This is a genomic window from Dyadobacter sp. 3J3, assembly GCF_009801115.1.
Taxonomy (GTDB): Bacteria; Bacteroidota; Bacteroidia; order Cytophagales; family Spirosomataceae; genus Dyadobacter.
The window spans coordinates 240,116-264,956 of record NZ_VTOL01000002.1 but is presented as its reverse complement, the minus strand read 5'-3'; the positions used below and the strand labels follow the sequence as shown (position 1 = coordinate 264,956).

At 38.8% G+C, this 24,841-nt stretch carries 22 protein-coding genes; 9 read left to right on the top strand and 13 right to left on the bottom strand.

Annotated features, from left to right (window positions below; all coding sequences use genetic code 11):
- Position 1: 1 nt before the first annotated feature.
- From FZF08_RS04910 to FZF08_RS04895, 4 genes are all read left to right on the top strand, one after another.
- The gene (locus tag FZF08_RS04910) at positions 2 to 817 is read left to right on the top strand and encodes a protein-glutamate O-methyltransferase CheR (RefSeq protein ID WP_159467525.1); all 816 of its coding nucleotides are present in this window, start codon (positions 2 to 4) and stop codon (positions 815 to 817) included.
- Positions 814 to 1,407 carry a chemotaxis protein CheB gene (locus FZF08_RS04905; protein WP_159467524.1) on the top strand — a complete coding sequence of 198 codons (594 nt, stop codon included), beginning with the start codon at positions 814 to 816 and terminating at the stop codon, positions 1,405 to 1,407. Before FZF08_RS04910 ends, FZF08_RS04905 begins: the two co-directional genes overlap by 4 nt.
- A 3-nt stretch (positions 1,408 to 1,410) precedes the next feature.
- Entirely contained in the window at positions 1,411 to 3,333 is a 1,923-nt protein-coding gene (locus tag FZF08_RS04900) for a response regulator (protein WP_159467523.1), read from the top strand.
- A gap of 145 nt (positions 3,334 to 3,478) precedes the next feature.
- Complete coding sequence (locus FZF08_RS04895; RefSeq protein WP_159467522.1) at positions 3,479 to 4,246, top strand: hypothetical protein; 768 nt, start codon at positions 3,479 to 3,481, stop codon at positions 4,244 to 4,246.
- Positions 4,247 to 4,306: 60 nt separating this feature from the next.
- On the opposite strand, the gene FZF08_RS04890 is transcribed toward FZF08_RS04895, so the two are convergent.
- The 7 genes from FZF08_RS04890 to FZF08_RS04860 form a co-directional block, all read right to left on the bottom strand.
- Positions 4,307 to 5,569 carry a cyclopropane-fatty-acyl-phospholipid synthase family protein gene (locus tag FZF08_RS04890; RefSeq protein WP_159467521.1) on the bottom strand — a complete coding sequence of 421 codons (1,263 nt, stop codon included), beginning with the start codon at positions 5,567 to 5,569 and terminating at the stop codon, positions 4,307 to 4,309.
- A gap of 19 nt (positions 5,570 to 5,588) precedes the next feature.
- A complete protein-coding gene (locus FZF08_RS04885; protein ID WP_159467520.1) occupies positions 5,589 to 6,377 on the bottom strand; it encodes a DUF1365 domain-containing protein in 789 nt (262 codons plus the stop codon).
- Between the two features lie 51 nt (positions 6,378 to 6,428).
- On the bottom strand, positions 6,429 to 7,703 hold the full coding sequence (locus FZF08_RS04880; RefSeq protein WP_159467519.1) for an NAD(P)/FAD-dependent oxidoreductase: 1,275 nt from the start codon (positions 7,701 to 7,703) through the stop codon (positions 6,429 to 6,431).
- A gap of 2 nt (positions 7,704 to 7,705) precedes the next feature.
- Positions 7,706 to 8,833 carry an alpha/beta hydrolase gene (locus tag FZF08_RS04875; RefSeq protein ID WP_159467518.1) on the bottom strand — a complete coding sequence of 376 codons (1,128 nt, stop codon included), beginning with the start codon at positions 8,831 to 8,833 and terminating at the stop codon, positions 7,706 to 7,708.
- A 2-nt stretch (positions 8,834 to 8,835) separates the two neighbouring features.
- The gene (locus FZF08_RS04870) at positions 8,836 to 9,867 is read right to left on the bottom strand and encodes a cyclopropane-fatty-acyl-phospholipid synthase family protein (protein ID WP_159467517.1); all 1,032 of its coding nucleotides are present in this window, start codon (positions 9,865 to 9,867) and stop codon (positions 8,836 to 8,838) included.
- Between the two features lie 97 nt (positions 9,868 to 9,964).
- Positions 9,965 to 10,756: a DUF1295 domain-containing protein gene (locus tag FZF08_RS04865; RefSeq protein WP_159467516.1), complete on the bottom strand. Its 792-nt coding sequence runs from the start codon at positions 10,754 to 10,756 to the stop codon at positions 9,965 to 9,967.
- A complete protein-coding gene (locus tag FZF08_RS04860; protein ID WP_159467515.1) occupies positions 10,749 to 11,084 on the bottom strand; it encodes a DUF1475 family protein in 336 nt (111 codons plus the stop codon). The genes FZF08_RS04865 and FZF08_RS04860 overlap by 8 nt, the downstream gene beginning before the upstream one ends.
- Positions 11,085 to 11,362: 278 nt before the next feature.
- Between FZF08_RS04860 and FZF08_RS04855 the strand changes: the two genes are divergently transcribed.
- Positions 11,363 to 13,141 carry a chloride channel protein gene (locus tag FZF08_RS04855; RefSeq protein ID WP_159467514.1) on the top strand — a complete coding sequence of 593 codons (1,779 nt, stop codon included), beginning with the start codon at positions 11,363 to 11,365 and terminating at the stop codon, positions 13,139 to 13,141.
- Between the two features lie 88 nt (positions 13,142 to 13,229).
- Here the strand turns inward: FZF08_RS04855 and FZF08_RS04850 are convergent, their stop codons facing one another.
- The 5 genes from FZF08_RS04850 to FZF08_RS04830 all read right to left on the bottom strand — a co-directional run bounded on the left by FZF08_RS04850 (position 13,230) and on the right by FZF08_RS04830 (position 17,117).
- Positions 13,230 to 14,069 (bottom strand): DUF4097 family beta strand repeat-containing protein, encoded by an 840-nt coding sequence (locus FZF08_RS04850; protein WP_159467513.1) that lies wholly within the window; start codon positions 14,067 to 14,069, stop codon positions 13,230 to 13,232.
- A 4-nt stretch (positions 14,070 to 14,073) separates the two neighbouring features.
- Positions 14,074 to 14,940, bottom strand: coding sequence for a DUF4097 family beta strand repeat-containing protein (locus FZF08_RS04845; RefSeq protein WP_159467512.1), 867 nt, complete (start codon positions 14,938 to 14,940; stop codon positions 14,074 to 14,076).
- Between the two features lie 24 nt (positions 14,941 to 14,964).
- Positions 14,965 to 15,807 carry a zf-HC2 domain-containing protein gene (locus FZF08_RS04840; protein ID WP_229216416.1) on the bottom strand — a complete coding sequence of 281 codons (843 nt, stop codon included), beginning with the start codon at positions 15,805 to 15,807 and terminating at the stop codon, positions 14,965 to 14,967.
- On the bottom strand, positions 15,776 to 16,318 hold the full coding sequence (locus FZF08_RS04835; protein WP_159467871.1) for an RNA polymerase sigma factor: 543 nt from the start codon (positions 16,316 to 16,318) through the stop codon (positions 15,776 to 15,778). Before FZF08_RS04835 ends, FZF08_RS04840 begins: the two co-directional genes overlap by 32 nt.
- A gap of 445 nt (positions 16,319 to 16,763) precedes the next feature.
- Positions 16,764 to 17,117 (bottom strand): hypothetical protein, encoded by a 354-nt coding sequence (locus tag FZF08_RS04830; protein ID WP_159467511.1) that lies wholly within the window; start codon positions 17,115 to 17,117, stop codon positions 16,764 to 16,766.
- 592 nt (positions 17,118 to 17,709) lie between these two features.
- Between FZF08_RS04830 and FZF08_RS04825 the strand changes: the two genes are divergently transcribed.
- Genes FZF08_RS04825 through FZF08_RS04810 form a run of 4 tightly spaced genes read left to right on the top strand, consistent with a single transcriptional unit; the run spans position 17,710 to position 21,146 of the window.
- Positions 17,710 to 19,080, top strand: coding sequence for a sensor histidine kinase (locus tag FZF08_RS04825; RefSeq protein WP_159467510.1), 1,371 nt, complete (start codon positions 17,710 to 17,712; stop codon positions 19,078 to 19,080).
- Between the two features lie 33 nt (positions 19,081 to 19,113).
- Entirely contained in the window at positions 19,114 to 19,494 is a 381-nt protein-coding gene (locus tag FZF08_RS04820) for a response regulator (RefSeq protein ID WP_159467509.1), read from the top strand.
- Positions 19,484 to 20,530, top strand: a complete 1,047-nt coding sequence (locus tag FZF08_RS04815; protein ID WP_159467508.1) for an adenylate/guanylate cyclase domain-containing protein — start codon at positions 19,484 to 19,486, stop codon at positions 20,528 to 20,530. The genes FZF08_RS04820 and FZF08_RS04815 overlap by 11 nt, the downstream gene beginning before the upstream one ends.
- 31 nt (positions 20,531 to 20,561) lie before the next feature.
- Positions 20,562 to 21,146: an HD domain-containing protein gene (locus tag FZF08_RS04810; RefSeq protein ID WP_159467507.1), complete on the top strand. Its 585-nt coding sequence runs from the start codon at positions 20,562 to 20,564 to the stop codon at positions 21,144 to 21,146.
- Between the two features lie 325 nt (positions 21,147 to 21,471).
- On the opposite strand, the gene FZF08_RS04805 is transcribed toward FZF08_RS04810, so the two are convergent.
- Positions 21,472 to 24,705 (bottom strand): cyclic nucleotide-binding domain-containing protein, encoded by a 3,234-nt coding sequence (locus FZF08_RS04805; protein WP_159467506.1) that lies wholly within the window; start codon positions 24,703 to 24,705, stop codon positions 21,472 to 21,474.
- Positions 24,706 to 24,841 lie beyond the last annotated feature (136 nt).

The following is a 24,841-nucleotide window of genomic DNA, read 5'->3' as shown; positions in this document are numbered from 1 at the left end:
TATGATATTGTTGGAATATAAAGAACTGGAATTGTTAATAACACGTGTCAGGGAAATCTCAGGATTTGATTTTTCGGGATATGCGCGGCCATCTTTGCTTCGCAGGGCATCCCGATATCTTACAAAGCATACCATGAATTTGTCTGAACTGTACATTCATATTGAACAGGGCGGTAAGGCAATTTATGATTTTATACAAGAGCTGACGGTCAATTATTCCGAGATGTTTCGGGATCCTGACTTTTTTATATCGGTGCGTTCTGAGATTTTGACATATCTGGAATCCTATCCGGCTATCCGTTTGTGGGTTGCAGGCTGTGCATCCGGAGAGGAAGCTTTTTCGATGGCAATTTTGTTAAAAGAAGCCGGATTGTTTGACAGATCGCTGATCTACGGAACAGATTTGAGTGAACGCGTACTTTCATCAGCGCGTCAAGGGGTTTTTGGTTTGGGGCATATGCGCACTTTCTCAGAAAATTATATGCTTGCAGAAGGCAGAAATTCTTTGTCGGATTACTATAATGTGGCATACAATCAGGCTGTTATGGATCCGTATTTGAGAAAAAACATGGTTTTTTCCTTACACGATCTTACCGGCGACGGCGTTTTTAATGAATTTCAAATGGTGAGTTGCCGAAATGTAATGATCTATTTTAATCTGGAACAGCGTCAGAAGGTTTTTAAATTGTTGTATGATAGCCTCGGCATGTTTGGTTTTTTATGTCTGGGAAAGCGGGAAACATTAAGGTATTCAGGATTCGAAGAAAATTTCAGGATTATCAATGCCCATTTGAATATTTACCAAAAAATCAAATGACAGAGCCACCTCTTAATCCGCTGAATTTGGTTCTGATGGGCGGCTCGTCCGGAAGTTTTGTGATATTTGAACAAATCGTGAAGCTGGCTGTAAGGCCATTACCTTGCGCGGTCATTTTTGTGATACATCGTGGAAAATCAAGTATAGCGAATCTTTCTTATTTGTTTAAATCAAAAACAAAAGTAAGAATGGAAGAGCCGCAGCACCTGGATCCGGTACAAAACGATTGCATTTATTTTGCTGTCCCGGATTATCATTTACTTATTGGCCCGGATAAAAGGTTTTACCTGGATGATACCGATAAGGATTTTTTTTCTCGCCCATCAATTGATGCGACTTTTACTTCTGCGGCGCATTCCGGAATCGAAGTACGGGCTGCAATGTTATTTTCTGGTGCCAGCCAGGACGGAGCATCAGGCCTGAAATTAATTGCAGAAAAAGGTTTTGACACCTATGTCCAAAATCCTGATTTTGCTGAGGTACCGCGGATGCCTGCAGCAGCGTTAAGTCAATATGGGGGACACCATATTTTGAATGAAAAAAATATCTTTGAAGAAATAAGCAGTGTACTTTACAGTTACTCAACGTAAGTTATGGAAAAAACAAAAATATTACTTCTAGACGACAGAGAAGAAAATTTAATTTCTCTGAAAGCTGTACTGGACAGAGATGATATATCCATTTATTCCACCACTTCTCCGAATGAAGCGTTGCGTATCGTTTGGGAAAATGAAATAGCTGTGGCGTTAGTTGATGTTCAGATGCCCGGAATGGATGGGTTTGAATTTGCGGAAACCCTCGCCTCAAATCCTAAAACGAAGGAAATATTGATTGTTTTTGTCACAGCTATTTCCAAAGAAACGACTTATGCTGTTCGTGGACTGAAAACCGGTGCGATAGATTATTTATACAAACCGCTGGATCCTTATATTACTAATGCCAAAGTTGATTCACTGATCAGGCTGGCAAGAAGTCAGAGGGAAATTCGCGAAAAAAATAAGCTTCTTGAAAATTACGCAACCATTGTTACGAATTCTCCCGATATTATAGCTACCGTTGAGGCAGAATCGGGCCGGATTTTATCCATTAATCCTTCTATTTTTTCAATACTTGGGCTACATCCATCGTCGCTATTAAATGTCTCCATTCTTGATCTGCTTGTAGAACCAAATCGTTCGGGTTTGCAGAGCGTTCTGATTAATCAGACTTACATGAGCGGGGAAACTATTGTTGTTGAAGACCAGTTTCATGGAAAACTTCACCAGCCCGTTTGGCTTGAATTAAGGATTATGTATAAAAATAAACTTTTGTTTATCAATCTGCATGATATTGAGAAACGTAAAGCGCACGAACTTGCTCTGGTAGAAGCACGAAGCCTGGCTGATAAATCCCGGAAAGTAAAAGAAGCATTTCTTGCAAATATGAGCCATGAAATCCGGACACCTTTGAATGGAATAATTGGTATAGGCAATTTGTTGGAAGCTACTGAACTGGAACCAAACCAGAGAGAACTGCTTGAAATGCTGCTGTATTCCTCGGGCTCTTTACTCAATATTCTGAATGATATTCTGGATATATCCAAGATTGATGAAGGTAAATTTTCAATACTTCCAACGCCTACCAACTTACAGGTATTGGGCAAGGGGATTATTGATCTGATGCGTTTTAAATCGGATGAAAAGCGACTGGAATTATCGTTGAGTGTGGCCAAAGAGATACCGGAAAGCGTCATGGTAGATGGTATGCGATTAAATCAGATACTCATGAATCTGGTAGGCAATGCTTTGAAATTTACACATGCCGGCTATGTAAAACTCCGTATTGAATATGGAGGTGTTGAAGGAATTTATCACAAAATAAGGCTAGCTGTGGAGGATACAGGGATAGGGATTTCCGAAGATCGTATTCAGTTTATTTTCTCAGAATATGGCCAGGCTACTGCGGAAACTTCTCACAACTACGGTGGTACAGGTTTGGGATTGACTATTTCTCAAAAACTTGTTTTGTTGATGGGAAGCGAGCTTAAAGTTACCAGTCAGTTTCACAGTGGAAGTGAGTTTTACTTTACTTTGCTGTTGAAGGACGCAAACCAGAAAATAGAAAATAAGAAGCAGGTTGTCTCTTTCAAAACACTTAGTCCATTTTTTGGAAAAAGGGTTTTAGTTGCAGAAGACAATCAAATCAATGCCTTGTTGATCAATAAATATCTGACAACCTGGCTGATTGATACGACTTTGGTAGTTAATGGTAAAGAAGCTGTTAATACACTTCAAAAGGAAGAATTTGACCTAATCATCATGGATACCAGAATGCCAGAGATGGACGGGTATCAGGCGGCACAATGTATCAGGAAAATGGATATTACAACGCCAATTCTTTCACTTTCCGCCACTGTATTGGAAGAAGATACGCGGCAGGCTATAGAATCGGGAATGAATGATACTTTATCTAAACCATTTGAGCCGATGAAATTGCATGAGAAAATCGGAATCTTGCTGGCTCAACCAGTTTATTAAAGTATTGACCCGATTTTTTGCAAAAATTTTAATACTCATTTTATTAATCTGTTATCAGATGCAACGAATTTTTCTAATTAATCGTAATGATTTATATATGATTTCGTTTAATTAAAGTAGAAGTTTAGAGTATTTAAATAATAAAATGAAAAGTAAATCGAACCGCTGGTTTCTCCTCACGTTAGTAGTGCTGGCAGGGTGTAGTTCATCTAAAACTATTCCTGTTGAATCAAAATGGAATGCCCCTTTTACATATGTTGACGAAGTGAAACCGGATCATAAAGATCAGGCGTCTAGGTTGGCTTATGGCATTATAAACGATGATCACTATCTGTATCTGACTATGTCAACACGTGATCCGCAAACAATACAGAAAATTTTGGGTAGTGGACTTAAAGTTTCGTTTACTCCTGAGGGGCAGAAAAAGGACTCTTATTCTCTAATGTTTCCAGTTGTTTTAAAGGAAGATCGTAAGGCGCTAAAACGTATCGATACGGATTTACCCAATAGTCTTGGGCTTAATTTGCTGTTGGATTCTTACAATAAAGAAGCGGTTTGGAAAGATACCAAGGGGCAGCACTTTATCAATCTGGTTGAGGCAGATGGTAGTATCAAATCCAAAATAAGCATGGATCAAAATGGGGAACTTACAGAGCAAATTGCCATTCCTTTCAGTCTGCTGGCTTTGAATACGAAAGAATCTCCAATGTTGGGAATTAATATAAAAATTGACGGAGCCTCTTCTCAATCCGGATTTTCACCTAGAATCGGTATCGGTTTGGGTGGCGGAATTGGCATGGGAGGCGGAATGGGCGTTGGTATCGGTACAGGAAATGGGTATGGTCGTTATGGCAATGCTGATCGTGGTGTAGATATCCGTCTGTCAGTTCAGCTGGCCCGTGGAAATGGTTGAAAATTAGAGAGACTCTTGATATAAAAAGATACCCGCTGAACAATTTCGGCGGGTATTTTTTTATATCAAATTTGAATTATTTGGTCTGGTGTAAACCAGCTGCATGACGCTAATATTCCGGCTTGCAAAAGCTGCTTCACAGTAACAAAGGTAATAAGTCCATTTACGTACGAAGGATTCGTCAAAACCAAGTTTTTTTATTTCTTCAAGCCTTTCAATAAATTTTCCGTACCAGGCATTTAGTGTGTATGCATAATGAAGCCCGAGTTCTTTCAAATCTACAAGGCTCATTTCGCTGGTTTTGTTAACGGACTGATTAATAGCAGAAACAGAAGGAAGCAGCGAGCCAGGGAAAATATATTTTTGAATCCAGTCAACACCGTTTTTTAAACTATCGTAACGTGAATCCGGACAGGTAATTACCTGAATAGCCAGAATTCCATCTTTTTTCAAAAGAGAATTACACTTACTAAAATATACGTCAAGATATTGATGACCAACTGCTTCCAGCATTTCTATCGAAACAATTTTATCAAACTGTCCCTCGACATGACGATAATCCATTAACACAACCTGAACTCTTTCCGATAAACCGGCCTCCTCTATACGTCTTGTTGCAAGTTGTTGTTGTTCTGTGGATAAAGTTAGTGATGTCACCTTACAGCCATAGTTTTTTGCCATGTGGATAGCATTTCCTCCCCAGCCACTTCCAATTTCAAGTACATGATCCGAAGGTTGTAAATGAAGTTTTTTACATAAACGATCGTATTTTTCCAGCTGAGCATCTTCCAGGCTCATCCCTTTATGGCGGAAATATGCACCAGAATAAGTCATGGTTGTATCCAGAAAAGTAGCAAAAAAGTCGTTGCTCAGATCATAATGTTCTGAGATGTTTTTTCTGGAACCTTCCAAAGTATTGGACCGCATTCCGTGGGTTACTTTGTTCAATAAACGCAAAATATTCAAAGCAAAGTTTTGCGACTTACTGCCAGAAACACCTGGAGCATTTTCGACATTTAACAGAACCCAAGTGATCACATCGGTGATATTGTTCGTTTCCCAAAGCCCATCAACATAAGCTTCGCCAAACCCGATATCACCAAATAAGATCAGTTTTTTGAAAAAATCAATGTGTGTAATGGTGATACAGGCTGTAACCTGATGACTTCCGTCACCAAAAAATTCTATTTTTCCATCGGGCAACATCATCTTTAATTGACCTAATGACATCTTCCTTAATTGACTGAAAACGAGTTGCTGATATAAGCCAGGTTTTGTGTCAGTCAGTTGTGTGCGATTTAGTTCTGAGCGGGTTCTTAGCATAATGATGATAGTGTCTGGCCTATTGAGATTTATATCGTCGGAAAACTTCCGTTTGCAATTCAAGGTTATCCGCTTTTTTATGATACTTAATTTTTTTTGACCAGAGCTTCAAAGCTTGCCAGTGTATCAAAAAAGTTATCTTCATGGTAATCAATGGAATACTGAAAAAATACCGAATCATATTGCTGTCTGTCAGTTCTTCTCGCTTTCCGGAAAGTTTACTCAGCAAAAACAACTTACCCAGTTCATCATGGTCATTTACGGCTATGTTTAAATTTTCCTGCGGGATTTTTAAATTGAAATCAAAATAATTATCCACTTCGGTAAACGGCGAAACGTAAAATTTCTTAAAAGTGTAAAGATGAAAATGATCCTTACTGAACGCTTCCGCACCCATGAAATACGGCTTTATTTCTTTATAGGTATTACAAACTTCTGCTACCGAGCAAACCGGATTGTTATTCTCATCAAAACAGAAATAAAAACATACCGGATTAAACTGATAACCCAGAGTACATAAATTGGTGAGAAGCATAATCCTTCCATTACCAATTTCTACTCCGTTTTCATACAAAAACCGGGTAATGTGTTCCCTTGTACTTTTATTTTTGTCCGGATTTTGGCGTGGCAGCTGCATGTGATCGTTGTCCCTGAAATTGAACAGGTTAAAACGATTATAACTCAGCCATTTGAATTTTGCAGTAAGCACATCCAATTCAGCAAGATCCAGGTAAAACATAAAAATGTCATACTTGAACTGATGCTTTTTTGGAAGAATTCTGTTATGCATGACGCTTGCCTTGTACATGCAGGAATTTAGCGTGTCCCGTTTCATACAAGGATATACGACAAAAGAATTTCAATAGATTGTCGTACCCGAAATTTTTACTTTCTTCAAACTATTACACAATTCTACCGCACTGGTATATGCGTCTTCGTGGAAGCCATATTTAAAATAACTGCCGCAGAAATAAACCGGTCCGTTTTCATTCAACAGTTTCAGACAAGCCTGCGCATGAATGGCGGGCACGTCAAAGAGCGGATGATCATAATCGATTTCTTTGATTATTTTTTTCTCGTCCAGATCGTCATGCGGATTGATCGAAACAAAGTAATTTTTCTTTTCTGAAACCTGTTGCAGCATATTCATCCAATAAATAGTGCTCGGAATCAACTCATTATATTTTTCCTGAATACGATAGTTCCAACTGCTCCAAGCCAGTTTGGCTTTCGGCATTATGTTTTCATCGCTGTGTAATACGGCTTTATTGTATTGGTATTTAAATTTTGATAAAACATCCTGTTCCAGATTCGTCGGGTTGTCCAGCATCAAAAGTGCCTGATCTGCGTGACTGGCAATAATTACCCTGTCAAAAACTTCGGAAGAGCCATCTGCTGAATGTACGGTCACTTTATCATCTGTACGCGAAACTTTTACTGCTTTACGATTTAAATGGATTTTATCTTTAAAGGGTTTGATCAGTATTTCCCTGTAAGCCTGGCTGCCTTTGTGCAATGTATACCACTGATGCTGTGTATCCAATCCCAGAAAACCGTGGTTTTTGAAAAAGCGGATCAACGTTACCGCAGGGAAATCGAGCATTTGTTCCATGGGCGTTGACCAAACCGCGGAGCTCATCGGAACCAGATATTTCCAGAGCATATCTTCACTAAACCGGAATTCCTTAATATACTGTCCGATTGAGTAATTGGCATAATGTGGATCGTCCAGTATTTTGACACTTTCTTTGTTGAATCTTGAAATTTCAGAAAGCATTTTTAAATAAGAAATATTGAAAATATTTTTTCTCTGGGCAAACAAATGATTCAGACTTGATCCGCTGTATTCCAGTCCCGTAGGTTTGTGCTGGACACTGAAAGACATATCTGTTTTTTTGAACGGAGCGCCAATTTTAGTAAACAATTTGCAAAGATTTGGATAGGTCTCAAAATTAAAAACCATAAAACCTGTATCGATATAAACCGGTTTCCCGTCTTCATCAACGGTTACCGTATTGGTATGTCCGCCAATGTAATCGTTTTGTTCATAAAATGTAAGATCATCTGTCGAATGCAAAAAATGGCCGCAGCCCATTCCCGCGATTCCTGTTCCGATAATTGCTGTTTTAAGCATCGTTATTCTGTTACAGATTTTAAAAAATACAAGATAGCGTATGTGGAAATTTGTCCGCCGGGGCCGTACAAATTGTAGTCAAAAGCGTGAGTGGCCCAGGGAAGTGTTACCAGATAATGCTTTACACCATTTTCTTCCAGCTTGGCATTCAACCTACGACTATGTTCATAGGCAACCAAAACATCGTTTTCTCCATGAATAAGAAGGGTAGGTGGCGACTGTTTTGTGACAGAAAGCAGAGGCGAACTCCTCTCGAATTTTTCCGGATGATTGCTGTAATTTCCACCAAGATAATCCTGCATAACTTTTCTGGAATCCATAATGAGCGGATTTGAAGGGATCGAATATCCCCAAACCATATCGGCGGGTCCGTATAAATCGACGATTCCTTTCAGGCCCGTTTCATTCAAAGTATATCCTGCAAGCAAAGCAATCTGCGCTCCGGCGGAACGACCAAGTAAAATGAAATTTGACGTATCAATATTCCATTCCGTTGCTTTTTCTTTTAAAAAACGAAAAGCATTTCCAATATCTTCAACCGGTGCCGGACTTTGAAATTCGGGTGCCAGACGATAATTGATAGCTGCAACATGGTATCCGTTTTTTGCCAGATAGCTGTTAAGTTCTGGCAATTGCTTACCGTCTCCACTTTTCCAGGAACCTCCGTGCACCACAACTACGCATGGTTTTTTACCTTTTATTTGAGAAGGGTAAAAATCAAGTTTCAAATTGATCGTATCCTTTTTGAAATAACTAACGGTTTGATAAGACGTTATACCTTTTGCCCTAAACATTTGCGCATATGAAAACGGACTGAAATCAAACGCATCTTTTTTGCTCATTTTCCCAAAAGCAGCCGCCATATTTTTCTCCAAATCTCTTCCCACCAGATAAGATCTGACCATGGGTGAAAGATATAATCCAAGCGAAATCACTGCAAGGATCATTGTAGGCAACTGAAAAGACGAGGACTTGAAATTGATAAAAATAATGACCAAAACAAGCGCTGCAAAAATCCATGGAAATTCATCAACCGCAATAGCAAGCAACCATAAATAGAATGCAGGAGCAGGTAAAACGGTTAGTAACGAAATCAAAAAAAGAATAATCGTTATAATAAGCTTTGCCATCACTAGCGGGTTTTGTGGAAGAGATAATGGCTTACCATCCACTCGTTGCCATGATTGAAATTCCATAATTCCGCGCACGAAATGTAAAATATCCGCCAGTAAACCCACCATTTTACAGCCTTGTCTTTTCCATAGGTTGCTTCAAAAAGTGGCATTATTTCAGCTTTATGTGCATCCATATTGTCTAGCCAAGCTTTCGAAGTTTTAGCGTAATGTGTTCCATTGACAAGCCATTGCTGTTCAATCTGCATGTTTTCATTAAAATAAAGAAGCAAATCGTTGCTTGGCATCACGCCACCTGAAAAGAAATATTTGCTCATCCAGTCGGTTTCATCTTTTACATCAAAAAGATAAGCGTATTCTTTGTGTGTGAAAATATGGACGAACAATTTTCCATCGTCTTTCAGGAATGAAGCCACTTTTTTCATCAGCAGCTGATAGTTGCGCATGTGTTCAAACATTTCAACCGAAACAATGCGATCAAATTTTTCATTAATCTCAAAAGCATTCATGTCAGCCGTGATCACTTTCAGGTTTTTGATATTCCTTTCAATGGCCTGCTGATCAATGTATTCTTTTTGAGTGCGGGAATTGGAAACGACGGTAAAAGAACTTTCTGGATATTTTGCCGACATAAACAAGGACAAAGAACCCCAGCCGCAACCCAGTTCAAGTACTTTTTGACCGATAGCCAGTTCGGCTCTTTCGCAGGTTATTTCCAGCATGTCGTTTTCAGAGGTATTGATATCGGTAACACCGTCTTTCCAAAAGCCACAGGAATATTTTAGATTTTTACCTAGACAATACTGATAAAACGGAGTGGGTACTTCGTAATGCTGTTCGTTTGCATCTGCTGTGTTTACTGCAATCGGAAAGGTTTTTAATTTCTCTACAAAATTCAATAAATACAATTTTTGATATTCTGCACTTCCCTGATTTTCATCGTCGAGGCGTTGCTTTAAATATTTCCGGATGCCTAAACGTAACAAAAAGTCGGGAATTTTATCATTAACTAATAACTGATCGTACCACATGGCAATTTATTAATGAGTTAGAAAGGGAATTTGTAGAATGTACGTCTGTGGCGCCCTCTTGGATTTATACTAATCGGATTTATTCGGGGAATTGTAGTTATTTTGTTTTGAACCAGGGGAAAAAAGCACTTGTAGTCTGCTGATACTGAATGTACAATTGCCCTTTCGACCGGATGGATTGTTCCTCGGTAGCAGGAATTCCGGTTACTTTAAAAAGTAAGTAGAGAATAATGGCCGGACTGATAATAGCCAGGAATCCAGAAGGAGAACCAAGCGCAAAGATAAAAAAGGACATCCAGATCAGCCATTCGAAAAAGTAGTTGGGATGGCGTGAATAATTCCATAAACCGGTATCACAGACTTTTTCCTTATTGTCAGGATTTTTCTTAAAATTATCAAGCTGCCAATCAGCTGTTGCTTCGCCAATGATTGCAATTAGCCAAAAACCCAATCCAAAAAATTCAAAAATTGATAATTCCGGCTTTTTGTTTTGTGTAATAATGAAAAATGGAATGGATAAAAAGACATTCGACAAACCCTGAGCCTGGAAAAAAGTGAAAAATTTTTGCTCAGCTTTTGGCGCCCATTCTTTCCGGAGTTGTGCATAACGACCTTCTTCTTCATGTAAATGTTTAATAACTCTCCGGCCAAGATGGATACCGAGGCGGGAACCCCAGAGAATAACCATGCCGCATATCAACCATTTTCTTGTGACAAATCCGTCCGCCAGAATTAATAATAATATAGCAATGACAGGAAAATTAAATGACCAGAAAATATCAACTACTCCGGCGTTTTTTATTTTTTTTGCCCAAAGCCAAACCATACCCATAATGAAGGCACAAACAATAAGGCATATCAAAACGGTCAGCACGAGGGAACTAAGCATGTTTTTTAACAAATAAATCCGAAAGTCCTTCGCTTGGTTTCAATCGGAAAAGTTCGACTAAAATGTAAGCGCAGCTGGCGATGCTTCCCAGGAAAAACATAAGTAAAAGCCACACAATTTTTAAGAACACTGATGATTCTTTATAAAAAATCCACAGATAAATGATGAACGCATTGGTGTAAAAATCCCAAAGTGTTGCGCGCATCCATGGAATGGATCCCAGAAAATCCCATTCGGTAAAAAGATTACTTGCCAGGCTTGTACTAATCACCACATAAATCATCCAGGCTAGCAGGATGGTGAAAATTATTTTAAGCGAAGTAATCATAAGTCTTTGTTTGTTGATGAAGTGAATTTTATAAAGTAGAAAAAATGAAAGAAAAGTGAAAATTAATTCACTATTAAATCCTGTTTAAACAAAAGAATCGTTGTTAATGAAGTGTCCTATATTTATTAATACGTTTTTTTTTACAAAACAGATTGAATGATGACAATTTTGCTCTAAAAAGATGTTAATTTGGCGACAAAAGAATTAGAGTGAAGAATCGAAACATTAAAAAATATTACAATTTTCTAAAATTCAAGCGTGACTTTACGCGGTTTAGTATGCATAAAGTCAAGAGTTATGAAATTGTAATGTTCTGGCTTAAAAGTATTCTGACTCGTAGTCAGTTTTTGATTCTGTCCGGTATCCTCGTAGGTTGTACAGCTGGTTTTGCCGGTGTCGTTTTAAAATCCCTGGTACATTACATTCATTACGTCATTACCTACAAAGTCCATTTCGAAGACCAGATTTTTTTCTATTTGATCTTTCCATTTTTAGGAATTGTAATTACCTCGCTGGTTGTCAAGTTCTTTTTCAAGGGTCTTGACAAAAAGGGAATTCCTGTAATCCTGTATGAAATTGCACAGAATGCCAGCAATGTTTCTCCCGTAAAAATGTACTCTCAAATCGTTCAAAGTGCCATAACGGTAGGTTTGGGAGGTTCAGCCGGACTTGAAAGTCCCATTGCTGTTACGGGTGCAGCCATAGGGTCAAATTTTGCACAAACATATAAACTGGATTTTCGAGAACGGACTTTGCTGCTTGCGGCAGGTGCCACAGCGGGTATTGCTTCCGCCTTTAATGCACCGATTGCCGGTATGATGTTCGCATTTGAAATTTTGCTGACAGGCGTTGTCTTCTCCGATTTTATTCCGCTTGTGGTAGCGGCGGTTTGCGGGAGTTTAATTTCGCGTATTTTATTAAAAGAAGAGGTACTTTTTCTTTTCCATACCAGAGATTCTTTCAATTATCATAATCTTCCTTTTTACTTCATCCTGGGAATTCTTTGCGGATTATATGCCCGATATTTTCTTGTAATTACGCGTTATATCGAAGAATTTTTTCATAGTTTGAAAATGTCGAGGCTGCGAAAAGCAATGGTTGGCGGCGCGATCTTATCAATACTTTGTGTGCTTTATCCCCCACTTTTTGGTGAAGGATATGAAACTATTAAATCTTTCACCAACGGTGAAATCAAAGAAGTTATCGAGAACAGTTTTTTTAGATATATAGCTTATCGTGAATGGGTAATTATCGTTTTTGTCGCAGTTGTTTGTCTGTTAAAAGCCTTTGCAGCTTCGATCACGATTTACAGTGGCGGTAATGGCGGAAACTTCGCACCTTCACTTTTTGCGGGTGGTTCTCTGGGTTATGTTTTGGCGTTACTATGTACACAAGCCGGCATTACGGATGTGCCGATGACCAACATGATCCTGGTTGGTATGGCTGGTGTGATGAGCGGTGTTTTGTATGCGCCCTTAACGGCTATTTTCCTGATAGCAGAATCAAGTTCAGGATATGACCTTTTTATTCCTTTAATGGTTGTTTCTGTGATATCTTTTTTAATGGCAAAATGGTTTTCACCGATTTCTCCCGATCTGGAAAAACTGGCTGATCAGGGCAAAATATTTACCAGGGAGCATGATAGAAATCTTCTTTCACTTTTACATACGCTGGACTTACTGGACAAAGACGCTCAGGTTATCAATGAAAGTGCCTCTTTCCCGGAGTTACTTGAAGTGGTAAAACATGGCAAAAGAAACCTGATTGCCGTTTTAAATGACAATCTAACATTGGTAGGAATAATAACATTGGACGATTTGAGGCCAATTCTATTTAACAAGGATGCCGATGGAAGTATGACGGTCGGAGAATTGATGAAAGAACCGAAAGCCGTAATCGTTGAAAATGATTCGGTAGTTACCGTCGCACGGAAATTTGATGAAACTGGTTCCTGGCATTTGCCGGTGATTAAGGAGTCCGGGAAATTCGCTGGGTTTATTTCAAAATCAAGTGTGTTGAATAGTTACAGGCAATTGTTGCAGGCGCATTCGGGTTAGGAGTACTTTTAAATTATTTATTATAAAAAATTCTGTTAAAGTTTTGATGCCAACTTTAACAGAATTTATATTTTATATTGAATTACAACTATTTGGCTTTTCTTACATAAATATTGCCGTTCATATTTTTCATCATCACTTCTTTTCCTCCGCCGTTAACTTTTCCCTGAACCCAGTCGGAAATACTAATCTTATATAAACCATTTTTGGCGGTTTTGACTGCTTTTGGCTCTGTTTTGTCGACTTCTACATCGAAGTCGCTAAAAATTTCTCCACGATCAGATTTCAATTTGACATCGAATTTGGCCGTAGGAGGAAATGTCACGTCAACGTTCCCGTTCAGTGTTGAAAATGCCATAGGAGAAGTCGGATTTATGGACTTGAAATTTGCTTTTACATTTCCATTGACCGTATTGGCTACAACTGACCCCGAAATATTATTAAGCATAATGGCGCCATTAATATTGGAAACTTCGAACTCGCCGTTCACATTATCAATCACCACATCACCTTCGTTAATAGCACCAACTCTCAAAGTGAAATTTTGAGGTACTTTGATCGTCAGATTAACAGGATTGCGCGGCATGCTTGGTTTGATCCTAACATTGTTTTTTTCTTCTTCAATTGTGAGATCCAGGCCATTTCTGCTGAAACTAATTCTTTTCATACCTTTGGCAGCCTGGTCTTTCGATTCTTCATTTTTTTTCGCCGCACCTTTGGTGGCTGCTTCAACAATGACTTCTTTTCCAGCATATCCAATGATATGAATGGAACCCCGAATGAGTTTTACGTCAAGCGATCCGCTTTTTGAAGGGTCGGAAAGAGGGACGGTAATTTGTTCTTTTATGTCATTCTGAGCAAGCAGAGGAAGTGTTTTTGCACTTGCAGCCATTGCTAGAATAATGGCTAATACTTTATGGGTTTTCATATAATCAGGATTGTTTTTTAAGATAAATATTTCCGTTAAAAGTCTCGAATTTGAAGATTTGACCACCTTTCCCGATCCTTATTGCAGTTTCTGCATTTAATTTATAAGTTGTTTGATTTTGATTTGTTTCCTGGTTTTTAACCAGTTTTACCGGCAACGTTTCTGTATCAGGGAAATCGGTATAAAATTCTCCGTTGAAACTTTTAAACTGACAATCAGCCGACAAACTTTGCGGATAAATGATTGTAATATTCCCATTCAGGGTCTTGAACTGCGAATCTCCTTGTGGTACCGCCAGAAAGTTTGCGTCAACATTTCCATTGATCGTTTTCACTTCCGCAGCACCTTTTGCATTAGTCAGTTTAATAGCGCCATTTACGTTTGCAACATTTAATAAACCTGCGACATCTTCAACCAGAAAATCTCCATTATTAACAGTAGAAACCCGCAAATCCATTGAAAAAGGCACTTTTACAGTGTATTCCAGATTATAGTGGTAATCAATTTTCTTTTCATTATTCCATTTATGATTATTTCTGTTTGGCCGGGAATCGAACGGAGCGGAAATGTAAGCAAGTACGCTATCTCCCTTTTGTTCAAAGTTTACTTTAAACTCATTTTTTCCTTCATCCAAAGTTTCATTATCGTCAGCAGTTATTAATTTATTAACTTCAATAACCACCTTATCGCCGTTATAACCTTTCACTTTTATTGAACCGAAAATGTTATAAATGGCGAGTGTGTTTTTGGCGATACTTTCTTTAATTGTGAATTCCTTGGTCAGATGTTCTTTGAATTCCAGTTTTTGAGCGGGTGCCTGGGCGCAAGAGAGCATCATTCCCGCCAAAAGGGGGATAATAATTTGTTTCATGGCTAATTGAGATTAATTGATTGTTTAAGAAAGATCTTTGATTGTCTGCTCGATTTTATTTTTCACCAACTCGTTCAGGTTTTCCTGACGAAGTATTTTTCTAAATGTTTTAATGGAGCGTTTTTCCTGCAATTTCACCATCACATCAGCAAGTTCAACCTGAACCATCGGAGAATCCTGTTTTGCCAGTGACTGAACCAGTTTTTCCCGAACCAGCGGATCCGCGGCGTATTGTGTAATAGCTTCCAGTGTTACCAGACGCACATTTACATTGGGATCATTGTCCAGCGTTGAAAAAAGCGCATCGATTACCTTATCATTTGCATCCGTAATATCATTGGTGTAGCTCACAGCTCTGAGCCGTTCGGTTGCGGATGGATTTTCGATCAAAGCCAGCATCATGGTTTGGCGCATTTCCTGAATTTGGGTTGCTAATGTATCAATTTGCCGAGTATAGGCGGTTTCTGCACGTTCGCTTCTGTTCATCCGGAATCCGATAATCCAGCCAAGTCCTACCAGTAAAAGACTGAAAGTCAGTTGAACCGTCCATTGAGGAATAACAAATTGCCGTATAGCATCTATAAAATTATCCAGTGAATATTTATTCCGGCTTCTGACCGTTTCCTTATATTCTCCAAGCATCGTGTTAAAATTGACACGCATTTTTTCAGTCGGAACTTCCACTTCCACCTGGCCCATCATGTCCCAAAGTTGTTTGCTGGAAGTAAATTCTTCCTGACAATCAGGACATTCAGCCAAATGTCTGTCGATCCGGATACGTTCCGGATCAGCCGGATCTTTATTTATCCAATCCGTAAACTGAGCTTTTGTATGTTCACAGGTCATGTGCTTTCTTTCGGTTTGCATTTGTAAAAAAAACTTTCTTCAACTCTCCCAATGCCCGGTGTACCCGGACCTTCACGGCGCCTTCTGTAATGTTGAGTATTCCGGCGATTTCGTCATATTTCAATTCCTGGAACCGACTTAAAACCAATATTTCACGATGCTCATCACTTAATATCCCCATGGCTTTGTGAAGCATATCCGAGTCTTGTTTTTTCTCAAATTCAAGATCGGCTGAAATCCCTCCACCAATTTTATCAGCCAACTCATGCACATTTTCGTGATACCGGGATTTATTTTGTTTTATCGAATCATTCAGCACGTTTCTGGCCAAATGATACATCCAGGTCCTGAATTCACCTTCACCCGTGAATGTGTGCCGATATTTCAACATCCGGTAAAAAACATTTTGAACAAGATCTTCACTAGCATCAGCACGGCCCGTCATGTGATAAAGGAAAGAAAAAAGAGTCCTGTGGTACCGCTCGAAAAGCAATCCCATTTTATCCAGGTCTCCGGATTTTACCCGAAGCATCAGCGAATTATCGGTTAGCGCGTTCAAAAATCTTTTCTTTTTTGGTGATCTTGTAGTGGAAACTGCAAGGACGAAAAAAGGTTACAGAAAAGTTGAAAAATATTTATTTATGGAATATTTTGATGATTTAGAATTGGTTACGGTAATCAACTACTGACTGGATTGTCTTGGTATTGAAGAGGAAATTCACTTTGCAAGCTGAATTAAAATAAAAAATCCCTAACAGGCGCCAGGGATCTTTACAAATATTTCTCACCTCAAAGGCGTTAAAACGTCAATGATTAAATCAAAGTTGAGAAATATATACTTCTTAAATTATGACATACGTCAGCTTTTTAAAATAATGTAAAATATTAACCAACTAATTTTAATTTTAACTTTTTAAGCCAAATATATTTTAATGGCTATAAAAATTATATTAAGGTAATAATGTCTTTTTTATTGATCATTTCTTTCTAAAATATAAGAACTGGTCAGTGGCGTTACCGACCACAGTTGCTTGTGAGTCGTAATGTACCCAACCATTATTTCCCATAAAATTCAGGACGTGGCCGAGAGAATTAAATTTTATTTTTTCACCATTTAATTTATTGGTAATGCGGTTTACAGCCTTTCTATCAGGTTGGCCGTAATCCAACGAAACAGTGTTCGGAGCAGCAAAACTGCGGTACGAAGAAACTGTAACCTGACAAACTTTTACAGAATCAATTTCATTGATGTTGACACCCGAAACAAAAACCTGGGCAAAAGAAAATGTTGAACAAAAGGTAAAAAATGCAATGGCGATTAAGGTTTTCATAGGCCAGGATTGAGTAGTAAAATGATGTATACAATTTTCAACTTTATCACAACCAAGCGTCACAAAACCCCTATGCCAGGCGTGAATTTATTTACAGAATCCTGATAATTCTTTGGAGTTCAGTATCTGAAAATTATAATTATCAGGACAGGCCAGAGAATCTACTAACGTAAAATCTTGCTTTTTAAGCCACAACGTGTAGTTATCTGATCTTAACAAACAGAATTGCCAGATAAGTCATTATTTACAATCGGATTTAGTATAAAATCAATTCGAACGGAAAAGATAATTGTTTTATCCAGGGTGAAAAAATAATGTCTGGTATCGACATTAATAATAATCTAAGTAACTGACAGCGATCATAATTTGACTTAATGAATATCTGCCACACTAAATTAATATTTTCGTGATACCGCTTTTTAGCGTTTTCCTTTTGTTTTCATTAATGAATCAAGCTATTTTAGAAGAAAATATATACATTGTTCATGCATTCCTGATATTTGCGGAGCAGATCGCAATTGGAAATATAGGAGCTGTATCGCTAATAGAATTTTATTCAAAATAACGCCGTTTATAATCTCCTTTTCCGAATATGGAATTTTTTTTACTCACTTTCTTTCTAATTCAGTTTATTCGCAAAAGGCTTGAAACGGCTACAAAATTGCCTGAATGGGACAAATTATTATTGGGTGCACGCTATGTTTCCATTGGCTTAATGGCAGCATATTATATTTTTGATGAATCAAAAATAGTCAGCTGGCTCTGGTATCCATTTGTCAGTTATGTTTTATGGATCATATTTACAAAGGACGAATTTAAACCTGTCCGGTCGCTTGCCCAGGGCTCATTTCCCTTTATTGCCATTTCGCTTTTTAATGATTTTGCACGCCTTATTGTTCCTACAAAATTATTTAATCAATACGGCGACTATCTTGTAACAGCCAAGGTTTTTGCTTTTATCTGGTTGTTTGCAGTTTGGTATAACTCACAAAAGCAGCAGCGTGTTTTGGATAAGGAAAGGGAAGCACAACGTATAAAGGATGAAGTAAATCAGGCTAAAAAAGAAGCATTGGAGTATCTTGTAACCGAGCGTACAATTGAATTGACCAGACAAAAAGAAGAATTGCAGAAAACGCTTGATGAATTAAAATCAACACAGGCGCAACTTATTCAAAGTGAAAAAATGGCATCCCTCGGAGAACTAACGGCGGGAATTGCACATGAAATTCAAAATCCTTTAAACTTTGTAAACAACTTCTCGGAAGTTTCTGTGGAGCTTTGCCAGGAGTTGGAAGAAGAAATTGCTAAAACGTCGATTTCAGATTCAGATAAGGAATATATCTCGGGAATTATCAGTGATTTAAGTCAGAACCAACAAAAGATTACGCACCACGGAAAACGTGCAGATTCGATTGTAAAAGGTATGTTGCAACATTCCCGCACTTCGTCCGGACATAAGGAACCTACGGACATAAATGCCCTTGCAGATGAATATATGCGTTTGGCCTATCACGGTTTACGTGCAAAGGATAAAGAATTTAATGCTACGCTGGTTACTGATTTTGATCCGACCATTGGTAAAATTGACGTTTTGCCACAAGATCTGGGGCGCGTTTTTCTTAATTTATTCACGAATTCTTTTTACGCAGTAGCAGAAAAGAAAAGGCTTAGTAAAGAAAATCCTACATTGCCGGATTACAAACCGGAAGTGAAAGTGATTACAAAATTATTTGCTAATAAACTGTATATCAGAGTTATTGATAATGGTACAGGTATGCCTGAAAGTGTAAAGGCAAAGATTTTTCAACCATTTTTTACGACAAAACCAACAGGGCAGGGTACTGGCCTTGGGCTTTCCATGAGCTATGATATTATAACAAAATCACATGACGGATTGCTGGATGTTACTTCGGTTCCTGGTGAAAGCACGGAATTTAAAATTACGATTCCTGTTAATGCATAAGAAGTTTAATTGAAAAATAGTTGAAGCTCCTATATGAAAATACTTGTCGTAGATGATGAACCGGACGTTCAGGCACTTTTTGAACAAAGGTTCCGAAAAGAAATACGGAATGGTGAATTGAATTTTTCCTTTGCTTTTTCTGGTGAAGAGGCCTTGCATTATCTTGAAGGGCATGCATCAGAAATTGTGATGATACTTTCGGATATTAATATGCCCGGAATGAGTGGCATTGAATTGCTGAAAACCATCAGAAAAGATAATCCGCTGGCCCCGCCGGTAATCATGATGATTACCGCTTATGGCGATACGGACAATTATAGTCAGGCTATGAAATTTGGTGCAGATGACTTTTTGACGAAACCGGTGAATTTTACAGAATTGAAAAAAAAATTACAGGAACGTTATGAAAGCTAAAATTCTTGTGGTTGACGATGAACCGGATTTGCAATTACTTATAAAACAAAAATTCCGAAGGCAGATCCGTGAGCAGCAGTACGACTTTATTTTTGCTGAAAATGGTGAAGTTGCACTTCGGATGATTGCTGAACACCCGGATGTTGACATGGTATTGAGCGATATCAACATGCCCGAAATGGACGGATTGACGTTGCTTATAAAAATCGGTGAAGTGAGTCCGTTGTTGAAATCAGTCATCGTTTCTGCTTATGGTGATATGGAAAATATCCGTACCGCTATGAACCGCGGGGCATTTGATTTTGTATGCAAGCCAATCAATTTCCAGGATCTTGAACTGACGATGGAAAAAACGCTGAAATACGTGGATCAGCTAAAACAAACATTGAAAGCGGTCAGGGAAAACGATATCCTGAGAATGTATGTGGATTCCTCTGTACTGCAATTCATGACCAAGGAAGCTTTTGAAACATCGCTGACTTCCAGTGAAAATATTGAGGCGACGGTTGTTTTTATGGATATGTGCGGTTTTACTTCCATTTCTGAGCGAGAACCGGCCGACCAGGTTGTGAAGCTTATCAATAAGTATTTTGATATCATGGTCAAGGAAATTCTTGCGCATGGAGGTTTGGTTGACAAGTTTATGGGTGATGCGATTATGGCCGTTTTCAAGGGTGAATATCATCTGGATCGTGCGATTGAAGCTTCATTAGCCGTAAGAAACCAGATCAACGGATTTAAGGAAGAGCTTCATACGCAGACTGAATATTTTCCTAATGTTTCCATTGGTATCAATTCGGGAGAAATGGTAAGCGGAAATATTGGCTCCGCAACTTTGCGCAGACTGGATTATACTGTGATTGGTGATGCTGTAAATGTGGCGCAGCGTTTACAAAACGCCGCCGGACCTGGGCAGATCATCGTACCGGAATCTGCCTATCATAAGATTAAAGAAGCTTTTCAGTGTAAACTTATTGGTGAAGTACATTTAAAAAATAAGCGTGACGCCATGCAGATTTACGAAGTTGTTGAGTAATTATTTTGACAATTAGCCATATAAATAAAACATGAATATTGCCGAGTCAGAAAGATTTATTTTGGATTTGCTTGGTAGTGAATTATCTGAAACCTTGTTTTATCACGGTCTTCACCACACATTGGACGTTACCAACGCCGCTTTAATTCTGGCTAAGGAAGAAGGTATTGAGGATCAGGAATCGATAGAATTACTTAAAACGGCATCTCTTTTTCATGACAGCGGATTTGTCAATGCCTACAAAGATCACGAAGAAGAAGGTTGTCGGATTGCTCGTTCACAGTTGCCATTATTTCAATATAATCAAGAACAGATTGAAATAATTTGTGGTATGATCATGGCCACTAAAATTCCTCAAAATCCCAAAACAAATCTCGAAAAAATAATCTGTGATGCAGATCTGGATTATTTGGGTCGAGACGATTTTGAACCCATAGCAGCGACTTTATTCCAGGAATTATTTGTCAGAAAACTCGTCCCTGACGAAAATACCTGGAATCAGATTCAGGTCAGATTTATTGGCGCGCATCAGTATCATACTGAATCTGCGATGAAAAAAAGAGAGGATGAAAAGCAAAAACATCTACATCGTTTACTTACTTTGATCAACATATAAATCAAAATGCCATCGGCATCACCGACAATTTCAGCCTGGGCTTAGTGCAAATTAAATCATATAAACAATGCCATCGGCATGGCCGATATTATAAGCCCCTGGTTTCCACCCGGGGTTTTTGTATAAATGAAATCATATAAACAATGCCATCTGCATGACCGACATTATAGCCCCTGGTTTTCACCCGGGGGTTTAGTATAAATGAAATCATATAAACAATGCCATCGGCATGACCGACATTATAGCCCCGGGTTTTAACCCGGGGTTCGGGTGAATGCAAACATATTACAAAATGCCATCGGCATGGCCGATATGGATTAGAAAACTAAACGCTAGCCCTCATTTTTTCATTCTGAACGCGAATTCTTTGACAAAGAATCCGCAAAACATTTCTTAGTATTTCATCACGTTCCTCCATAAGTTCAAAGAAATCTTCCTGATCCACGCGGAACAGCAAAACATCAGATTCTGCAACGGTTGAGGCTGAACGTGGTTCGGTATCCAGCAATGCAAGTTCTCCGAATATTTCACCCTTATCAAATAATGCGAGTTGTTTTGGCCCGTCATAAATCCCGATTTCACCGGAATAAATAATAAACATACTGTCACCCGGATCGCCCTTTGCAAAAATTTCCTGCCCTTCCTGATACATAACTTCCTTCATAATCGGTGCGATAGAGCTCAGTACATTTTCAGGCGTTTGGGAGAAAAGTTTTGTATTTTTTAATACAATAACTCTTTCCATTTCTGAGATTTGCTGTACGTTTTCGGCGTGTTTCATTGTGTTTAATGCTGTGGTACTGAATGAATAATTCGGGAATTTCAGATAGACTCTTTCCGCAGCCTCACGGAGCATACGTACAGGATGGGTCGAAAATGCATCGAGTGTGTTAATCTCAGCATTTTTTGGTGTCCATTTTTCAATGGCCAGGGTTATCGTCCAGGAGGTAAAATATTTTTCTTTTTGTTGTAAAACATAAGCGACAAAAGAAACGCCGGAATCCTGAATATTCAGGTATTGCCTTAACGCTTCGAGTTTCCTTGTCAAGGGAATTTCTTCAAAAAGCGCTCTTAAAGAGGGATATAATTCTCTTGGAAGCAGATTCTCAATCATTTCCAGAGAATTTGCGCGTTTTTCCTGAGAAGCATTTTTTATTCCTTTCCAGGCATTTTGAACAGTATCCTTGTCGTAAAGTAACATGAAAAGGTGGAATAATCGCTGATTGGTCTGCTGTAATTCATACTGTAACGAAGATTGCCAGATACCGTTTTCTACATCAACTTCTGTCGCGCTGAGAATCTGATATGCATGATTTAATTCAACTTCCAGGAACTCTTGTAGCAAAATCTTGTACTCATCATTCAAAATATAATGTGTCAGCGTCCGTAATGCAGCCGTATGTACGCGCAGTGTCAGCGGAGAACCGATATTGGGATTTGTTTTACTTTGATAAATTCTTGTCAACAGATTAAATAAAACCGGCAGTATAGCAGGATTAGGTTGTTTTTCCGCGGCTTTCAAAAAGGATAACAGATCTTTTTGAGAATCTGTCCGGTTGAGCCATTCAAGCAGAATCATGGTCCCGGTTTCTCCGGATTTTACCAAAGCCAAACTTGTTGTTTTGGACAAAGACCCCGAAAGAAACGGTTGGAGATCATGCACCATCGCTTTGTCGCCGCTGGTGCCGATAACTTCGATGGCTCTTTTTTGAATGCGTATAGAATCTTGTTTCAGCGCATTTTTAATTTGCTGCCGATACGGTTCAATATCAATATCCTCCACACAATCCAGCGCCGTTGAACGTGCGTTATCGTCAGCCGAAAGAAAAAGTTCGTTAATTGTTTGCCGTATGAGTGTTGGAGATTTACCGGATTGCCTCGCACCCATAACGGCTCCTCTGACGATATCCAGATCAGTATGAGAGAGATAATGAACCAGTTTTTCACTTGTTAACGCATCTGAAGCTGCCGCAATTTGAACTGCAAGAGTTTGTGATGGCGTGTCGGTTTCATTTTCAATATAGTTATAAAATGATTCTGTCGGCTGGTATTTTCCGGTTTGTACCAACGCTTCCAGGGTTTTTAGGCGGACTAATTCCGAAGGGTTTTTCAAAAGAAAATCTGCATTTTTGAAAAATGTTGCAGGTTTATTTTTCACAAGCCATGCGATAGCATTGATCACCTCTTCCTTCTTTTCGCTTTTGAGATTTTCCCGGATAATAGGTAATGCCTCGCCAGGTGAGGCCATTTCTCCACTTTTCAGGAATCGTTTACTAATGGCGCTTTTTAGTTCAAGAACATATTCTGCATATGCTTTTCTGAAAATTAGCAGAGCGGCGAGTGAAAAGAATAATGATAAATCAAATGTCAAACCGATATTGGACCACTTCATGGTGTAAATCACCCAAAGCAAAATACCGGCAATGAGCATACCAAGGGGCTCGTAAAAACCTTTGGCAAGCGTGTGACCTTTTAAACGATTTTTAGTTGAAAGTGGCTGGAAAAATACCAGGAAAACCGGATCGAAAAGTGTACGACGGACCAGTTCAAATAATAAATAGGCAATGCAGTAATAAACCAGAAGCGACGGCTCATCGGTCCGGAAATAGGAAGAAACGATTAAACCGAGTGATGTAAAAACGGTTGTCAGCGGCAAAAGGTATAAGGTAAGTTTTACACCAAAACGCTCAACTATTTTTCCTGAAAATAATAATTTTACAAAAGTTGAAATAACATAAGTGGCCGTTAACAGCGAACCTATGAAAATAATCGTGTCGTGCTGGCTGTGAAATTTATACTTTACATTTACAAAAAAGTGGTATTCAATCCAGGTTGCCGCAGCAGCGATGGCAATAGTTCCTAGGCATAAAGCAGTAAGAAGCCTGTTTCCGCTGAAATATTTCTGCACGAATTTGGAATCCGACAAGCCCGATTGTCTTGGTCTCGCGTGATGCGGATTTGGAATATCAGTGTACTTAAACGTTAATTTTTGGGTGTAAAAAGCAATCGCAAAACAGACCAGTGAAACACCAAGTAAGATCATCAGGACAGACGGGGAATGGATAATAACCGCCAAAACTGCACCAAGTGCTTTTGCAGGCATGTCACCGGAACCGATCACGCTGAATAATCTTTTGCTTTGACGCACATCAAAAACGATGGCAGATAATCCCCAGAATTCCAGGTTGATAAGTAAATAGATAATACGGTAACCGACCATAATTGCCACCGCTGTTGCCATTCCGTGTCCGGCCCATAACAAAATCATCACCACCAAAACCATGAAAAGAGACGACAACATGGTGCCAAGGCTTAGCTTTTCAAGCACCAGATGATGTTCATAATGTTCATAGATTTGTCCGGCAACCATCACCGCAAGCGCGGCTGCAATATAGGCAAGAGGCAAGGAAGATTCAGGGTGATTTTCAAGCAATAATATATTGGACGAAACGTAAACAAGCGTTGTTCCGACGTTGATAAAAAAGTTATGAAAAAAGAAGAGAAGCGTCTGTGGGTTTACTGTACTAAAAAATCTACTTTTTGTAATGGCTGATATCATATTTGTTGAAAAGCTAGTCACTCATGTAAAATAAACACTTATTCTGCCTTTTAAAAACAGAAACTATTCAGGAAGTCGTGATTTTTGCAGAAATTTGAAAATACGGATGCTCACATTTTTTAAAATCAGAACTTGT